The organism is Sporosarcina sp. SAFN-010 (assembly GCF_059415065.1).
The window spans coordinates 25,653-43,544 of sequence record NZ_JBPFDS010000021.1 but is presented as its reverse complement, the minus strand read 5'-3'; the positions used below and the strand labels follow the sequence as shown (position 1 = coordinate 43,544).

Here is a 17,892-nt window from a genome sequence, read left to right as displayed (position 1 = left end):
TGTAGATTCTCCTCATCTCTTTGGTTGTATTCTACAAGACCCTAACTTTATTGTCCAAGTAAGTGTAGCCTATACAAAAGCCTACTGAATTAATCAGCAGGCTTGTTATTCCCCCAAATATACCATGGTAATTTATAATCCATTTTCTTTCCTTGTTTACTATTTTTATCTGTTACTATCCAATTTCCAGCTTTCTTTTGTACTTTATAAATTACATTTGTACCACCGGACTTTTTGAAGAGTATATAACCTGTGTTGTCTTTCAGAAAAGTAACAGGGTCAATGACATTTTTATTGGGTATCTTTCTCTCAGGAACCAGTATGTTGGTTTCTATTTCTTCCGCAATAGTAAAAAGGGATTTAAATTCATTTTTTATTTCTGCTTGATATTGCAATTGATTGTATTTGTAAGCAGTGTAAGACTCCAGATTCAAATTAAAAGACTGTTTTATATCTGAAAGTGTTGCTTTATAAAATTCATCTATATCTTTTTCTAATTTATCTCCCTTATGCTGAAAGCTAATTGTTTTAACACCAGATGGGTCTACATTGAAAGTCATTGTTTCCTTCCCAAAAGGAGGGTCATCTGCATGCTCAAATGTTGTGACTTGGACTTTTACATTAAAATCAAAACTTCCCTCATGCTCTCTTGTAATACTCAGAATCTTAGCATCATATAAACCATATTGCTTGAGATAACCATAATAATTAGTAATTTCCTTTTGTATAGATGGGTCAAGTGTTGTAAGCAATGTATCATACATAATTTTATAATCAGGTTGCTCACTTTTTGAATTAAGATTTCCTGAAGTAGTTAACAAAGCATCTTTGTATAAGTCCTCATTCATGGGTTTTTCCGTAATCATTTTATGGTTAATAATATAGATAGTAAGAACAACAAAAGATAATATCACCAGGATTTTCCTCATCGAATACTCCTTTAATATGGATTTAGTTAATGAGTATTTTCCCCTGAAATCATTTAATTATTCTTCAACTACCTGACGTTATTGTTGTGCAGCCCTTATGAATGAATTGTCTCCGATGCTTTAACAAAGTTTTATTGTAATAGCTAGATTACTAACATAAATATGATTAGAAACGATATCGTATAAAGTTTTCTCTTAGACAAATTATCCTCTCTTTTCACAAGGTCGTTAATATTTGATTTTTGGATAACAGCAGTTTATTAATGACACTTGCGGAGGTTGTTAATCATTCAGTTCCAACCAAGTTTCAAACTCAGAGATGTCTTCTAGGTTAAAATAGTATTGAGCAAATCGTACGAATTCCTTTGTGTTTACTTCTTTATATTTATAAAACTGGTAATAGTTTTTTAAAAACTTTTCTGCCTCTTCTCGGCCTCCATCTTTTTCAAATAATCTCCATAACATTGTGGAAGATTTTCCATAAACATATGAACTCACATTAGATTCGTATTGGTCCAGCGGTAAATTTACTGGATGCTCTAGATGTTCAATTTGTTTGTACATGGATTCATAAGGGACACTTTCTTTCGTTTTTGAAAAGTGATATAGGCTCGTAGCAAAGCTCGTGAAGCCTTCATCTAACCATGCATCACGATAAGGATCGTTGCTGATAATTCCATAAAAATATTGATGAGCAATTTCATGTATTACGATATCTTTAAGTGCATTGGGATGGATCGAACTCCCCTCACGAATTGTATGAGCCGTCACAATACCGGGGTATTCCATTGCTATCCCGTCTATTACCACATCTAATTGTTTGAAAGGATAAGGTCCCATAATGTCTTCGAAATATTTTATAGCAGTCGATGCTTCGTCACCAATTTCTTTATATAATTCTTGATTTTCTTCTTTTAGTCCAAACACCCGAATGGCAATGTCCCCTTCTTTCTCCATTAGTGTTGGGTTTTTTAAAATAGCTAGAAAAACTTCCTTCACATTCTTGACTTCAAATGAACCTTTGTTAGGACTAGGAAACACTTCGTGATCAAATGAAGATACTAAGTTGTACTCTTCAGGAATTTCATAAGTTAATTTGAAATTACTAAATGTGGTATGGTAAGTCTCTCCTCTATCCCTGTACTCTTCCTTATTCCATTGATGATTTCTATACGTAGCCAGCATTGGATAAAATTGAGCTAGATGAAAATTTTCATTACTCTTGGTAAATCTAAAACCCTCTTCAGGAAGGGTTAAATCATACGAAAAATCCACTCTAATTTCTTGATTGGGCTCCAGTTTGTCCGAGAGCTTAATGTATAATGTATCCTTCTCCAAAGTAAAGATTGCTTGTTCTCCATTAATCGAGATGTTATGAAAATCGACGGTGGAAGGGTGTTCCAAATCAGGTGAAACACTTTTTGTATACATATTAGGGATAAAATAAAAAACTAATTGTTCCCAAGGATCCTCTGAGATATTTATTATTTCGACCGATGTTTTTAATCTGAATTTTCCGTCCATATCCATTTTCAAATTAATATCATACTCACTTGTGTTGCCTGGTGATACAGTTTGGGGTGAAAATTTTTTCTTTACGGGATTTTCAATTCCTATTTTTTCTTCACTTGCAATTTGTGGGGTAAGTTTCAGAAAAACAAAAAACAACAAAAATAGAACGATGAAAGATAATATTAATAGTTTTTTTCTAATGATCTTCACTCCATTTTTTAATTATCATCATATAAGTTAATTCTATTCTTGAAAAATTGTTAAATTCCTATAGTTCGATTCCTTATCTTTAAAATGTCCCAATTCCTTCCTTTTTTTTGTAATATTCACTCATTTTAACCGATGAATTCTTACTAGCATTATTTCTATTCTGTAGTTGGAGAATCCTGTTTTTCCATTCGGCCGGTTCTTCGTTTTGAGCGATAAACTTCTACCAGCAATCCCCCGTTTTCTTATCGAATATGATTACATTGCTTTCATCGGCTGGAATACGTTCGTATCTGTATTGCTCTCCTTTTGACGGGCTTACATTATTGCTAAGTGATTTTGCAACCAGCCACGAACCTAAAAGAATACATACTCCTAAAAAGAGGAGAGCTATAAACTGCAAATTCTTACTCATACCCCCCATACTGTCGTTATATTAGCGATTTGAAACACAGTCCTTATCCAGTAACTGCACCTGCTTGTTGAGTGGCTGCTCTATTGACTTGGTCAGATAATCTATATCTACTAAAGAGGAGAACCTATATTTCCTCTAACATGAACTCTAATTCTTTTTGATTTTCCGATAGCCATAGCATTTCCTTTGCAAAACGTTCTGATGGCCCACTATGCAAATCCATACTTGAAGTTATCCACCATGTACTTTCCATAAACCACAACATTCTAAGAGAGCTAATTATTGACCTTTTTTCAATTAAATGTTGCTCACTATATCCTTCTATAAATGCCTGAACAAGAGAGACATTGAGTTCATATTCATTTAATGCCCCAGATATAATTGCCCTAGCGATATCAAGATGAGGGTAGTCATATTTCATTCTATCAAAATCTAGAACAGCGCTTATTTTCTTCTCTTCAAACAATAAATTGTCTACCCAGAGATCCCGATGAGCCCAACCAGTTTTATTAAGATCAAAATCTCTCAAATCTATAGTTTCCGTTACTTTATATTGCGTTTCTACTATCGGTAACAAATGCGATTTCCCAGTACTTTTCGCAATATCCCAAACGGACTTCCAATGGCTTAAGCGATCCTTACGACTTGGTGGGATGAACACAGGGTGGCTCGTAACGCTAAGTGTACCGTCGTTTAACAAATGATGCATATACCCGGTTACGCGACCTAAATCATACATTTGATGATCATTTAACTTTCCTGGAGGGATTACTATTCCATTACAATAATCCATTAACATAAAAAGTTCGCCCTTCTCAGATTCAATAAGAAACTGACCATCATGAGAATAAAGCTTTGGGCATGGAAGGCCATTATTATATAATCGCATTTGTTGTGAATGAGCTAGTACAAGTTCTTCACGGGTATATTTTTTGTATCTTTCCTTGTTGAATTGCTTTATTAAAAAAACACCAGAATCTGTTATTATTTTCCACTTTAAATTTAGCCAGCCTCGTTTTATAGGTGTAGCTTCTGACACCTTAAAACCAAAACAACGATTACAAGTATTAATAAGATCGTTTAGTATCATTTCTTCCGTTAATAAAGAATCCATGCTTCATCTCCTTGAATTCTCTTTCATTTCTAAGCGATTTTAATAAAGTTTCATTACTAAATAGCTCAGATTCTGTATACCTAATCGCGCTCAATAAGCTATGTATGTTTTCAGAAAATAATTAGCTACTTTTTGATTTTATACGTCTTATTATCCAGACAATCAAGGCAAGTACGAAGACTATCAAAATTAAACCTGGAATGCCCACACTAGTTAACAAAGTAAATCATTTTTTTATATTTTTCAATTATTTTTTAGCTGTTTGAAGCGTAATGGTTATGCAATAAATGCCCCCGTTAGTTGAAATCTACACAAAGTTATATTGAATTCTTTGTTAATCCTTTCCACTAAACTCTAAAATATTTAACCCCTCGGATGCTTCTGGTGCTTCAAAAAAATTAGTAACATGAATAAACACCGCTTCCGTGTCAAAATCTGCTCGTTCAGGTTGTTCATTTCTCCTTTGTGCAATTTGACTTAGACATTGTTCGTTATTTAGATTAAGGAAAATTAGTTGATGGTTCGCATTGACCTCTAACACCATATCCAAAAACCACGTTCGCAGCTTTTGAGTATTAGCTGGAAAGTCCATCACCACATCTGTTCCAACACTTAGTATATTTTGGACATGTTTTTTCACAAATGGCTTGATCTGCTCTGAATATTTCAGATAATCTTCAAATGATTCGATTTGATTAGGATAAAAAGATGCGAGCAATTCATCCTCAGACAACAGTACCGCATGTTTTTCTATTGATAATTGTTTTGATTTGGTTGTTTTCCCTGCACCCATTTTCCCACAGAAAAAGTATAGCGTCCCCGATTGTTTCATATTTTTAAACCTCCTAGCTTATTTTAATAATTGTTTTCCCACCTTGTAAAACATGTTCTTCGACAAAAAATGGCCAGATTTAAGAGCAGTACATCTATCACAACTGCCCCCGTTTGAAGCGCAAGCCTTGTGCCTTTAAAGCCCCTTTTTGTTTAAGACTCGGAATCGAGAAATCTAAAGCTGGCTCTAATAATACGTATCTCGGATTACAATCCACTTATAAGGTTTTCTCCATCGATATTCTCGTATTTAAATATCCTAGCTTCTTGTATAATCGGTAAGCCCCCTCATTTTTTCCAAAAACACTTAACCCAATTGATTTTATTCCCTGTTCTTTGAGCGTATCTTGAAGCTTTTCAATCGTATTTGTCCCAAAACCTTTTCCTCTATGATTTTCATCTATTAAGATATGGTATAAGTATGCTCCATTAATCTCTGGAATTACGCTGTACCATAGGAGACCTAAATGTTCATTTGAGTCAGCGTGTATTACTTTGTGTACACATTGCCCCTCCGTAGCCAATCCATCCTTAAACATATCATCCATCATCATCTTAGATTCCTCTAGCGCTTGCTCAGCTGTTAAGTTGAAATTTTGAGTGATTTTTTCAGCATTGTCAGAAATCATAAACTCTTTATACCTTATAAATTCTACTTCATCCAAATTACTTAATTTAATCATTATATCTCCCTTTCTATAAAACTGTGCCTGAACCTTGATATCTTACATTGGTAGAGGGAAGGTGTTGTGGCCTCGGTATTAATACTATTTATTGAAAAGCGATTATACTTATTGCACAATCGTTTGCGATAGGTAAGCCTTTGAAATCATCTCTAGCTTTTCCCCTGCTCCACACAAAGCTTGCAAGTTTCCCTGCACTTTGCGTTCCATCTAACTTCGTATACTAGACTATAAGTTCCTCGTTACCCTTTGACTAGAAGATACTTGATATCTTTCTTCTAAGGGCTCGCACTGTGGAAATCCCCACGTTCCTACCCGATCGGTGCGATGAACGCTTGGAAAATAATCGTTCATTCCGCTAGACTTGGGGCTGTTCCTCCACTTCCATTACAGAAGTTTCATCAGTCATACCCCTACCCTCACAAGGATGAATGGATTTCGGCATGTGCCTTATAACAACCATTTCGGATGACAGTTCTTGTTTCAATGTTCCTTGCTTTCCAAGGCCCTTACAACATAGCTTTTCGTTCTAGACGTAAGTGTTTCCTATAGGCCCGTGAGCTGGATATCGCCTTTGTTCGGTATAGCGTATTTCAGAGGGGGCGCATTTACTAAACACCACTCACCCCATCGTTGGATGGGCCATAGCTTTCACTATGTTCACTCTATAGACCCATACCTTCAGAAATTCGTTAGTTCCTTTAGAGTGGAACATTCTCACCCTATCTAGTTTTTCAACCACCCGGCATACCAGTTGGCATATCTTTTCTAAAGAATGGCTCTAGCCTTCTTTCTGCCCACTCTACCTGAGCTTCGAACCCTATGAACTGTCACTCATAACGCACGCAGGAGTATCGGTGAGATAGTTTCGGAATACATGGTTTCCTCATTCCTATCTTCTGTTGTAAAGTTGAAATTTGTATTCTAGATTCCCTGTGTTTTCGTGCCGAAGGGATTTATCACAGAACTTGTCGCGCGCGCCCTATAGTTGAAGTATTAAAAAGGACCAGTGTTTTGGTCAATCCGTCCCACTTCCCGTAAAGCATCGCTTCCTGCTGAGTTCTGATTCAATGATTTTTCCTGTTCTTCAAAATTGTGTTTTCGTCCAGTCAATAAATCCACGAGATAGGCACCTACAATCACAGCTACGAAGAAACCCCAGAAAATCCACATTATATTCCCTCCCTTCTTTTTAATACATGCGTAGTATTTAGATAAAAGTTACATTTAACTTTAATTCAACTAAAAGCGTGGCCTGATTGAAGAACAAGCTTCTTATTCGTCTGAAGAGAATAACTCCTCAGATAGTCCGTTGTCTTCACCATATTCAAACTTGCCAATTTTACCATTCTCCTTAGTAGAGAACAGAACAACTCCAGATACATCTGCTGTCCTTTCTTTCTCACCATCTTTTGTATAACCGACAGTTGCAGTGAATGTATATCTGTTGGAATCCTTTTCAGGTTGTTTAACGACTGTGTCTTTCAAACTTAATTCGTAACCTGAAAATGCTGCCGCAGTAGGATATCTTAGCCCTTGTATTTGAAGAAATGGGACTAGATAATCTTCTGTAAAATAATCTCCATATATTTCTGTGATGTACTTATCGAACTTCTCATTGACCTGCTTACCATCCACAATCTTTGTGTTATCAGGATTATCAAGCAAATCCATCATCTTTTTATCAGGACCGTTGAACTGAAGCTTAATGACTTTTTCGACAATACCTAGATTGGGATCACTTGCGTCATCATTTGAACAGGCAGCGAGTAATCCCCCAGTAAGAAGCAAGATAAAACTAATAAATGACACTTTGAACAATTCCATTTTTTTATTTGACATAATATTTCCCTCCCTTGCTTTATTTACGCAATTCGTTTCTGTAAAGATTCAATTGTCATTACAAATCATTTTTTTTACTCATCCATTTGGCCCGTTTGATGAATGGACACTTTATTTATAGTACTCGCCGTTGCTTAGAGCGGAAGACGGCCGACTCCGTAGGGATCAGCGTGCGCCTTGAGACCCCGCAGGGAGCGTTTTTTGCGACCGAGGAGGCTCAAGCCACGCCCCTCGGAAAGCGTTCCGTCTGGAGCGCAAAGCAACAATTTGCATACTAGATAGTGGCTTTATTGTTGTACAGGCTTCTTCTGCATATGCCCCCTATTGCTAGCGAATGATATGACTTCACTTTTTAGACTTAACCTTAACAAAATACATAACTACAACTATAATGAGTGAAGCTAATATGGAATAACATGCGAGACTAAAGAAAAAGTCTGGATAAGAAGCTTCTACAAATGAAGTCATGCCATTAACGTCCGTTGTACTTTTTGTTCTAGGTATAAGTACAAATTGCAATAAAAAAGAAATAATAAACGAATACACGGCTGTTTTCACTAAAAATTTCTCTACCTAAATCACCTACTAACATAATTAAGATTCTGGCCCATTTGCAGCACGGGTCTTATTCTTTTATTGCGCCCGTTAGTGAAACAAGAACGCTTATGAAAAAATCGTATCTTTTTATGGAGATTAGTTCCATTTTATACACTTAGACATATTTTTCTGGTATGTACATCCGCATATAAATATAACCATCTTCTATATCGTTTGAAAATTCAAAGCCTAAGTAGCTCCAAAATTTTTGTGCGGGTATATTTCCTAGATTAACTGGTAAGGAAATCCTAATTGCACTGTGTTCCTTGCACAAATATTCAACGCAAAGCTTAGCAGCTGCTGTTCCATAACCTCTTTTTTGAAAGCGGCTATCGATCATAAAATTTACGATTTGAGGGTTGTTTTCGACAATAAGCATTGAAACATAGCCCACCATCTCATTATCGGCATAGATTGCAAATGGGCGTGCATCATCACCAAATACCCACGCTTCGGCTAATGACCACGATACAGGATCTATAAAGTCCTCATTTGCATCCGTTATATTCAAGCTTAAACATTCTTGATAATTGTCCTGATTAATTGTTCTTAACTCCACCAAAAAATATCACCTTCCAAATATAGTTAAGGATGTTTAATGTAAATAATTCAACTTTTGAAAAGTTGAATTAGCAAAATTAATACAACAAAATGGCACGATTCTTGAATGCACGCTTTATAATAACTACACTCCGTTGCTTGAAGCGGAAGACGGACGACTCCGGAGGGATCAGCGTGCGCCTTGAGACCCAGCAGAGAGCGTTTTTCGCGACCGAGGAGGCTCAAGCCACGCCCCTCGGAAAGCGTTCCGTCTGGAGCGTAATGCAACAATTTGCATGCTAGATAATGGCCCGATTCTGGCACAACTTTTATTCCGTTAATGCCCCGTTACCTGTTTATTTCTAATATCCTTTCTTAATTATATGTGATACAAAAATAGAATTGAAGTAAGAAAAACTATACTTCATTCGGAGTTATTACTACTTTTTACACCAAAGCTTAAGTATAGAGAATAAAAGGTTCCACCGAGAAAAAAGATTCTCCCTAGAAAATTCATAACACGGTTACCTTGCTCCCCCAAGCTACCTATTGTTACGGACATCATAAAAACACCAATAAGCATTAAAATTATCAAAGAAATTTTTTTCACTACATAATCCTCATTTCTTAATAACTCCTGCATCATTACTTTTTCAGGTTAATCTTCAGCAATTTTTTATTCTACCTCGTCATTTTCATCTCTAGTTACTCGAATCTAAAAAATGGCCCGTTTGCGATATTGGCGCGATTATTTGTGCAGCAATAGCGCCGGATTCTGGTACAAAGCTTTGCAATTAAATCCCCCTATTCTTGGCCAAACACTTCACTGTTCGCCTATGTACCTCTCTTTACTACTCAATTCCACAAAAAATGGATATAAAAGAAAAACGATAACAGCGAAAACAGGAAGTAAGCTAAACAGGATAATTACTGGTATATCAAAGAAGATTTGGATTAGTAGTGGTGATAAAATAATTACAGTTAGAAAGTTGATCCTCTTTTTAGATTTCTGTGTTTGATATTGCTTTTCTCCGCAGTTAGGACAAGTCATTGCAGGGTCCAACGTTGTCGTTTTTTTATTGTTTGTTTCCAATTCCACTCTTTATTACAATTCTGGCAAGTCGGCATTATATCCCACCTCCCTAAATCCAACGTCCATAATTAAATGTCCCGATTGATGAACGGACGCTTTATTTTTAGTATTCGTCGTTACTTATAGCGAAAGACGGACGACTCCGAAGGGATCAGAGTGCCGTCTCAAGCGGAAAGTAACAAGTTTCGCAGACGGTTAACAAATATAGCGCATGTCATTTGTTATTTTTCTATAACTGCTTTTTTGCCATGATATTCGCCATCATAAAAGAAGCTATTGCAAAACTAACTAAAAAGAAGGCAAGAAATAAATAGGCAGCCCCTTCAAATCCTCTAATTGTTACAAAGCCGATGTAAAATAGAATGATTGCGGCTATAAGTGTTACGATTCCTGGTAAATTTCTTACAGGTAGTGAAAAATTCTTTTTGATTAAGCCCCAAGTGATCAACAATATAATACTTCCCGATATAACAGCCACTAGGGAAGGTGCTAAAACCATCATTCTAATCCGTCCCTCCATTTTTTAAAAATTCATTACTTTACTATTCCACTCTAGGTAACAACATCATCAATGAATAGGGAGATATTCTGTAGACCAGAATAGCCTGGATTCTGAAAGCTTCGTTTAATTATAAAATTCCATATGTGGTTTATGCTGTTTATAATAATCTAACCTAGATTGCAATGTACCAGTGTGAAATTCAAACTTATGTCCATCTGGATCAGTAAAATAAATAGACTTCTTATCTCTTTCATCTCTAGGACGGCCAGTTAAAATGTTTACGCCTAACCTCTCCAACTTGTCATACGCATTATAAAACTCAACTTCTTCAATCGTAAAAGCAACGTGAGTATATGAATGACTTATTTCATTACGTGGAACATCTTTTTCCAAATTAAGTGCCAACCACATTCCATTTAAATCAAAATAGGCAGTGCTTCTCCCTTTAACAAGCAATTTAGCATCAAATACATCTTGATAAAATTCAATAGATTTATTCAAATTAGAAACAGAAAATAAAAAATGATTAAGTCCCTTTACAACCAACTATATCACCCCTAAATATTCACTCTCTATAATGGTCTTATTACTTATTTGGCGCAGAAGAATAGCGTCCGATGCTGGCTCATTTTGAAAGCAATTCTGCTTTTTCCTGACTAAAGAAATGAACAATCACTTGAGTTACATCTTCAAAATAAAATCATTTTATGTGATTAATAAAATAAGTATCATATGATTCTTTAAATACGTAACCAAGCTTTTTTGCTAGTTCAACAGATTCAAAATTTGCTCCATCCCAACTGGGGTACTTCCCACTGTCCAGGTAATCCAAAATCAGGGCAGCGGCCACTATAGTGGCTAAACCTTTTCTTCTATATTCGGGATGTGTAGCAATTTCAATCTCGATACCACTATCAAATACACTAAAAGATGTCGCTGCAGCAACAATTATACCTTCGTGTAGTACGGCATAGCCCACACCCCTTTTAATAAAATCATCTACTGATTCAAATTGACTTACAAAATCTTCTGATAGAACATTAAAGGAATGAGCAATTGCTATGTTGTTATCAACCTTCTTAATTTCGTAGCCTTCTGGTAATGAAGACATTAAGTTAACTATGTGTATCCTATTTAAGTGCCCAGGGTTTTTTTCAAAACTGTATCGTTGGAATTTTTCAATCGCACCACTATGAACTGTTTCTATACGATTTTTCCATTCATCAGAATCCACAATTGCTAGGGTGAATTCAGGAAGATTATATAGCATTTCTTCTGCTTCCTTTGTACTTGAATCACCAGCATAAAACACAAAAATTCCTACAGTTATCTGGGCAACCATTGGATTCTCCAGGTCATCCACCCAAGCAGTTCCCATATGACCTTGTAGATATGAAAGAACAATTGTGCTATCAAAACTTTTAAACATAGGTACTAATTTTTTCCTTACTTCAGCATTTGCTTCATAGATCATTAAATACCTACTCTCGAAAATTTATTGTTGAATTAATATTCTACTCATCTTATATCATCATTGTTGGGAGCAATTATTCTTACTCAATTTGACTCTATTCGTTGAATAGCATGACTTACCTCACTTGCTTTGATTATATCAGAGTCACCTTACAAATTCTGTGATTTCTGATTATTAAATATCGCTATCTTGAAAACTGATAAAGTTCAAGAAAATGAAAAAAGCACCGAGCTTCACGGTGCTTTTTGTCAATCAAATCGTGTTATTTGATGTGTTTTCACTCTATTAATGAAAAGTTCGTTTGAATTGATCACGAGATAATGAATTGGATATGCCTGATGCTTTAGCCGCGAGACTTTGTGAGCGATTTATCGTAGTTTATGATTACTGCTCTAGAGTTACAAGCACTTTTTTGTATTTATGACCAATTTCCAGGGGCTATTATCAGACTTTAAGATTTATGAGCATACCTTGGAATTCATGAGCATTTTCCATCATTCATGAGCACATATGGAGCTCTAAGAGCATTTATTTCTCTTTCTCAGGATTTACCCTTTGGATTAATCGATATATCAACCCATCTACCGTAAAAAAGAAGCTGCAGAGGCAAACATTTTCCACTGAAATCCTCTACAGCTTTCATGGTAATACACATTTACGTGAACGTTGCATCAAGTGAGATCGCGTTCCATCTTATCTTCCCACTTCTTGTGGAACACTTCATTATCATTTTCCCACGCTTTCAATTCGTTCATGAGGTAGTATTGAGTTTTATCAGCAGTCATCTTAACTCTAATTTAAACTTCTTATTATTTATAAAGCCTTCATGTATTCGTTACTTACAATTAAGGATTTACCTCTCCTCTTCAACTGCACTAATTGATTAGTGACCGAGTCGTTCCTACAAAAGGAACAATGGATAAATTTTAATGCTTCGCATGTTCAAACTTCAGAGTTTGATATCTTGAGATGCACTAATGACATATCCAATTGTCGATTCTAATTGATTGAGTGGGTCGAAATTACGTAAGTCTTCAAAATCGAGACCTGTAATTGCTTCAATCTTTAAAATTGGTACTTGATATGTTTTATATTCACCGTAAGCAAATTCCAAATCCTCAATAAGACTTTTTTGAGTCTGCAAATAAGCAGTTGCAGATAGGTTCCCATCTTTCTTAACAATGACAGCTATTTTCCAAAACTCTGCCGGTATCTGAACTCCTCTGTAAATAATGTCATCTATCCGAAAAACTGGTCCAGTAAATACTGTCACTTTAAGATTCAAGTTTTCGGCATTGTATAAAATATAATTCTCCAGATCCAGCCAACTTTTTTGATTCAACTTACTGTGCTGTGGAGCACAATTTGTAAAATGGAACGTATCCGCATTCCCCTTTTCCGCTGACTCTCCCCAAACAGGATCACGACGACGGACAAAATGTCCCCTATCAAGTGAATTATTTTTATATAATTCAGGACCGCACTGGTACTCTACTTCCATTCGAGAATCAAAATACCAATTGTTATTACGGCCTATCTTCATCAATTGATTGCCGTCAATATTCACCACCGTATAATAGGCTAAACGGCGTGACTTGCTCATAACAATTGAAAAATGCGTATAATGGAGCACACTGCTTCCGTCTTTTAACTGGGCGATATCCTGTTCAAGATCCGACCTGAATGCCGGAAGAGGAACTTCAAATTCTTCACCAAGAAATTGAACGTCATACCCGGTGGAACCTTCATACCATGAATCGCTTAACTCCTCAACTATGATCTCTTCAGTAGTATGATCGTGGACTTCCCAATCATTTATAATCTCATTCATTAACATTTTTTGATCATCACTAAAGCTGGCGCCTTGGTCCATAACAAACTGGATAATGCTACTTATGCGAATGCCTTCATTGGCTATGAATTCTGCCCGGTTCTTTGGATTTGGAACGCCTGCATGGTGGAGAGAGATTACGATCCATTCGTCATTATAGACTGGTGAACCAGAGGATCCAGGCATGGTATCTGTTGAGTAGTGAATAAAGTCGTCAAATACATCCATAATTTGATTCTCTCTAATCGCTACAGCTTTAGGTGCCCCTGATGGATGTTGAATAATTGATACACATTCACCAACCAATCCTTTGCCCGTTTGTGAGATGAGAGGCAAGAACCCAAAATCACTGACGTTTGTACCATCAGCAGACACTTCCTCTATCGAGACTAATGTAAAATCAAGCTTCTGATCCGTAATAAATAAACGTTTGGGTGTTAAATGGAAGGTTTTCATTGGACGTTCCTTTAAGTCAAGACCGACTTCATAGTTGAATTGTGCGACACTGTACTGAGCCGTTTCGTAGTCCCCCAAAACATGTTTATTTGTAAGTAATAATGATGTTGATACAAGAAAACCTGTAGCATGTCCAAGAACCCTGCCTACACTATCACGGATTTCGATTCTACAAACGGATTTGGCCGCTCTTAGACCAGCTTCAAGATAAGAAATGGGAAATAGATCATCTTGACCAATAATACGCTCAATTGCAAGTCCATCATGCGGATCAATAATCGCTTTACGAAGTGCGACTCTTTCGGGAGTATCTACTTCTAAAGGACTTTTTGTTTTCAGTTCACTAGCAATTCTTTCGCGTTCACTAGAACGGGCGATGTAACGCTTTAATGCTTGTTGACGCTGCAAATCTACAAGATTCATATTAAGACTTTGGAACTTATCCATACGTGTAATAGACATGTTTTCCCCTCCCTAAATTATTAGATCAAGCAATACAGGTTGAAGTGAAGATTTATTTTGACTCTGTTTTGGCTTCCCTGAGTAAGGCGCTTACTATAAATTTATACTTGTATTCATATTCCCTAATTATAGGGTATTCAACTATTGTAAATATTCTAACATTTCTATTTTTTATTCTCTAGTTACTTTTTCAGTGGATATTAAAAGATTTTTGAACCAATAATAAACCATTATTTTACTTTATCCATTCGAAACCTTTTTCATTACTTATATGTGGACCGTATGAGTGATATAGAGGGGTAAACATTTTAAGGTTATTGGTTTAAGACATTCAAAAAAACGTTCGGACACTTTTATGTCCAAAACGTTTTTATTTTTGCTTCCCTATATGATTTGGATATTCACTTCATAATTTATGAAAACTGCTTCTCCATAATTTTTCAGTTTACTAAAAATGCATCTTGATTTCGATTTAGTTGAGGTGAAGTTTGAAAGGCTTTTAAACACTCCCAAAAGAAAAGAGGCGAAAAGCAAAGACAACATACGAAGTAATAAGCTTATTTCTATTACTTTCCGGTGGATGGATTGCTTTTATGATGGGGGCGTTGTCATCCATCTTTTCTTAACAAGAAAAAAGTAACCGCCCCCCCATCGGCAGACAAGTGGACAATTACTTTTTCTTTTTCGGCCAAATGCACTTTATCCAACTATTTACATAGTTGGACGATAAGTAATATTGACCAGTAATGCATCTATTATTCTATCATTCTGGGACTGATTTTTCAAACACTTATTTATTTTAAATACGGAGTCTTGTTTTTATATACGGAAAATAACCAGTAGGAGTAAAATATCTCACGCCTACATGCAATTGTTGGCCTAAATATCTTCAGTCTTAGACATTGATTTTGAGATTAATCTTGAATTAATTCTTTTGTATCATATAACGTTTTCTAAATTTAAGACGACTTTATAGATAAACGACATTATTTTTAATATGCAATTTGGACTACAACTTGATAAATTTATTTTTTATCACAGTTAGACTAGTGATTACGTTCTATATATTATACCTTTTTAATAAGTCTCCAGAATCAATTATTCATTATACCTATTATTTAATTATACTGAATAATCAGACTGTGGTATAATTCACATGAAGATATACCAGTATTATCCTTGGTTTATAGTGGGTTTAGAATAAAATTTTATGAAGTTCTTGATGTGCAACAGATCGATAAGGGCGTAATTGGATTAACTCCTGAAGCAAGATTATTTATTGTAAACGTATTGAATATAAAGTGAATGTTGTCTTTATATCGTTCAAATAACATCAATGAACTAATCGAAGACAATAAAAAAACGAGATGTACCTTCCCTCAACTAAGCAGGAAGGCTAGTCCCCGTGATTTTCTATAAATATTAAGCATATAAATACTGATTGTACATATACATAATAGTAGGGGGAACTATATAACTTCCCCCTACAGCAACTGCATCTAGATTTCAGTCCATTTACGAAGAATGCAGGACCGTTTGTCGGGCACTTCCAAAGTAAGGGAGGTGAAAACCAATGACAACATACGAAATACTAAGCTTACTTCTATCACTTTCTGGTGGATGGATTGCTTTTATGTCGGTGTCGTTGTCTGCTATCTTTTTTTTATCGCGAAAGGAGTAACCGCCCCCCCATCGGCAGAAGTGTGGACAATTACTTCTTTCTTCTCGGCCAAATGCTTTTTTTCCAACCATTTACAACGTAGTACAGTGCTTAAAGATTTGGCATGCTTTTGTTTCACAGTTTAATAGTGTTGGACTGAGTGCCTAACCGCCCAGTCCTCATTTATTCTATGTTTTATTTTTTATAATATGATGAATTGCCGACGGATGTGCAATATTTTTTGCCGGATGCATGTGTCTATCTAGACTTCTATTTTCTCCGTCATTGCTCCAAGAAATAAAAGATTCATTTCAATTCAATATATTGGTAGTGTTCAGTTTTAGTTTGTAGAAACACTATAAATAGAAACAACTAAATTAGTAATTTCCCTATATCAGTGACTATATGCTAGAGAGTTCCTTTTTAACAAAATTTCCGTTAATCCAATGAGGAGGGATAAAGTGAAGAATTTTGCTCATGTAATTCCATTCGAAGTGATTATTCAAATGACAGAGGCCAATGAAGTTCCACCTGGTGTGAAATTAATTCAAGCACCCGCAATTTGGAAGGAAACAAAAGGAAATGGCATTACGGTTGCTATACTGGATACAGGATGCGATAGTAGACACCCTGATTTACAAGATCAAATTATAGGCGGTCGGAACTTTACGGACGATGATGGAAGTAATCCCGACATTTTCCTCGATTACAACGGTCATGGCACTCATGTAGCTGGAACGATTTCCGCACAGGAGAACGATGAGGGCGTTGTCGGAGTAGCTCCTGAAGCAAGTCTGCTTATTATAAAGGTATTGAATAAAAAAGGATCCGGGCAATATGAGTGGATTATCAATGGTATCAACTATGCCATTGAACAAAAAGTGGATATAATTTCCATGTCGCTAGGTGGTCCAACTGATTTGCCTGAACTTCATGAAGCGGTAAAAAAAGCGGTTGCTAATAATATACTCGTAGTTTGTGCAGCTGGAAATGAAGGCGATAGCGACGATTCAACCGATGAATTCGCCTATCCTGGCTGTTATAACGAAGTCATTTGTGTAGGTGCTATTAATCTTGAAAGAAGACCTTCCGATTTTTCCAACTCTCATAATGAAGTCGATCTAGTTGCTCCGGGTGAAGAAATTCTTTCTACGTATTTAAACGGGGAATTTGCAACATTAAGCGGAACTTCAATGGCTGCCCCACATGTCTCTGGAGCTCTTGCCCTCATCAAAGGGTTGGTCAACAACAGTTTCGGTAGAGAACTTACAGAGCCAGAGCTTTATGCCCAGCTAATAAAAAGGACCGTTCCACTAGGTTTCTCACAAAAGATTGAAGGGAATGGGCTCGTTTACTTGACGGTGCTTGAACATTTGACAGGTATACTTGAGCGAGAAAGTAAAGCTGTGGTTTTGAGTTCACAATGATTTGAACAAATTGTGGTTCACTAGCTTTTTTCAGACATCTATAATTAAAAAAAGCGGCAGGGATTCCCCTGGCCGCTTTTTCTTAGCCCGATTACCGTAGAAATTGAAGTTCATCTTGTTCCAAAAAGGTGTCCTATTATGAGTGAATAATCCAGCTAATGTGGAAAGGAAACATCAGTTGTTTACTTTTCTGATGAGATTCTTAAAAACATGGGTCTTGGGCTCTCGTCTTTTAAATAAGGAGTAATTTTCAACATTGATCGCGAGATAATAATTTGGATGTGCCTGATGCTATGACCGCGGGACTTTATGAGCGA

General features: G+C 36.1%; 14 protein-coding genes. 1 reads left to right on the top strand and 13 read right to left on the bottom strand.

The features are described from left to right. Positions 1-89: 89 nt before the first annotated feature. From ACR65F_RS16840 to ACR65F_RS16780, 13 genes are all read right to left on the bottom strand, one after another. The gene (locus ACR65F_RS16840) at positions 90-929 is read right to left on the bottom strand and encodes a DUF3888 domain-containing protein (protein WP_440505129.1); all 840 of its coding nucleotides are present in this window, start codon (positions 927-929) and stop codon (positions 90-92) included. Between the two features lie 282 nt (positions 930-1,211). After that, positions 1,212-2,651 carry a M1 family metallopeptidase gene (locus tag ACR65F_RS16835; protein ID WP_440505128.1) on the bottom strand — a complete coding sequence of 480 codons (1,440 nt, stop codon included), beginning with the start codon at positions 2,649-2,651 and terminating at the stop codon, positions 1,212-1,214. A 536-nt stretch (positions 2,652-3,187) separates the two neighbouring features. Beyond that, positions 3,188-4,177 (bottom strand): phosphotransferase, encoded by a 990-nt coding sequence (locus ACR65F_RS16830; protein WP_440505127.1) that lies wholly within the window; start codon positions 4,175-4,177, stop codon positions 3,188-3,190. A 334-nt stretch (positions 4,178-4,511) separates the two neighbouring features. Then, positions 4,512-5,009 (bottom strand): P-loop nucleotide/nucleoside kinase family protein, encoded by a 498-nt coding sequence (locus tag ACR65F_RS16825; RefSeq protein WP_440505126.1) that lies wholly within the window; start codon positions 5,007-5,009, stop codon positions 4,512-4,514. A 217-nt stretch (positions 5,010-5,226) separates the two neighbouring features. Beyond that, entirely contained in the window at positions 5,227-5,691 is a 465-nt protein-coding gene (locus tag ACR65F_RS16820) for a GNAT family N-acetyltransferase (RefSeq protein WP_440505125.1), read from the bottom strand. 996 nt (positions 5,692-6,687) lie between these two features. Beyond that, complete coding sequence (locus ACR65F_RS16815; RefSeq protein WP_440505124.1) at positions 6,688-6,864, bottom strand: hypothetical protein; 177 nt, start codon at positions 6,862-6,864, stop codon at positions 6,688-6,690. 102 nt (positions 6,865-6,966) lie between these two features. Next, positions 6,967-7,533 (bottom strand): hypothetical protein, encoded by a 567-nt coding sequence (locus ACR65F_RS16810; protein ID WP_039044250.1) that lies wholly within the window; start codon positions 7,531-7,533, stop codon positions 6,967-6,969. Positions 7,534-8,245: 712 nt separating this feature from the next. Further along, complete coding sequence (locus ACR65F_RS16805; protein ID WP_440505123.1) at positions 8,246-8,689, bottom strand: GNAT family N-acetyltransferase; 444 nt, start codon at positions 8,687-8,689, stop codon at positions 8,246-8,248. Between the two features lie 804 nt (positions 8,690-9,493). Beyond that, positions 9,494-9,721, bottom strand: a complete 228-nt coding sequence (locus ACR65F_RS16800; RefSeq protein WP_440505130.1) for a TIGR04104 family putative zinc finger protein — start codon at positions 9,719-9,721, stop codon at positions 9,494-9,496. 271 nt (positions 9,722-9,992) lie between these two features. Then, positions 9,993-10,265 carry a YesK family protein gene (locus tag ACR65F_RS16795; RefSeq protein WP_440505122.1) on the bottom strand — a complete coding sequence of 91 codons (273 nt, stop codon included), beginning with the start codon at positions 10,263-10,265 and terminating at the stop codon, positions 9,993-9,995. Between the two features lie 123 nt (positions 10,266-10,388). Beyond that, positions 10,389-10,811 carry a FosM family fosfomycin resistance protein gene (gene fosM / locus ACR65F_RS16790; protein WP_440505121.1) on the bottom strand — a complete coding sequence of 141 codons (423 nt, stop codon included), beginning with the start codon at positions 10,809-10,811 and terminating at the stop codon, positions 10,389-10,391. A gap of 154 nt (positions 10,812-10,965) precedes the next feature. Continuing rightward, positions 10,966-11,739 (bottom strand): GNAT family N-acetyltransferase, encoded by a 774-nt coding sequence (locus ACR65F_RS16785; RefSeq protein ID WP_440505120.1) that lies wholly within the window; start codon positions 11,737-11,739, stop codon positions 10,966-10,968. Between the two features lie 949 nt (positions 11,740-12,688). Beyond that, positions 12,689-14,488, bottom strand: coding sequence for a DNA/RNA non-specific endonuclease (locus tag ACR65F_RS16780; RefSeq protein ID WP_440505119.1), 1,800 nt, complete (start codon positions 14,486-14,488; stop codon positions 12,689-12,691). Between the two features lie 2,121 nt (positions 14,489-16,609). Here ACR65F_RS16780 and ACR65F_RS16775 point away from each other — a divergent pair. Further along, positions 16,610-17,575, top strand: coding sequence for a S8 family peptidase (locus ACR65F_RS16775; protein WP_039043389.1), 966 nt, complete (start codon positions 16,610-16,612; stop codon positions 17,573-17,575). The last annotated feature ends 317 nt before the right edge of the window (positions 17,576-17,892 follow it).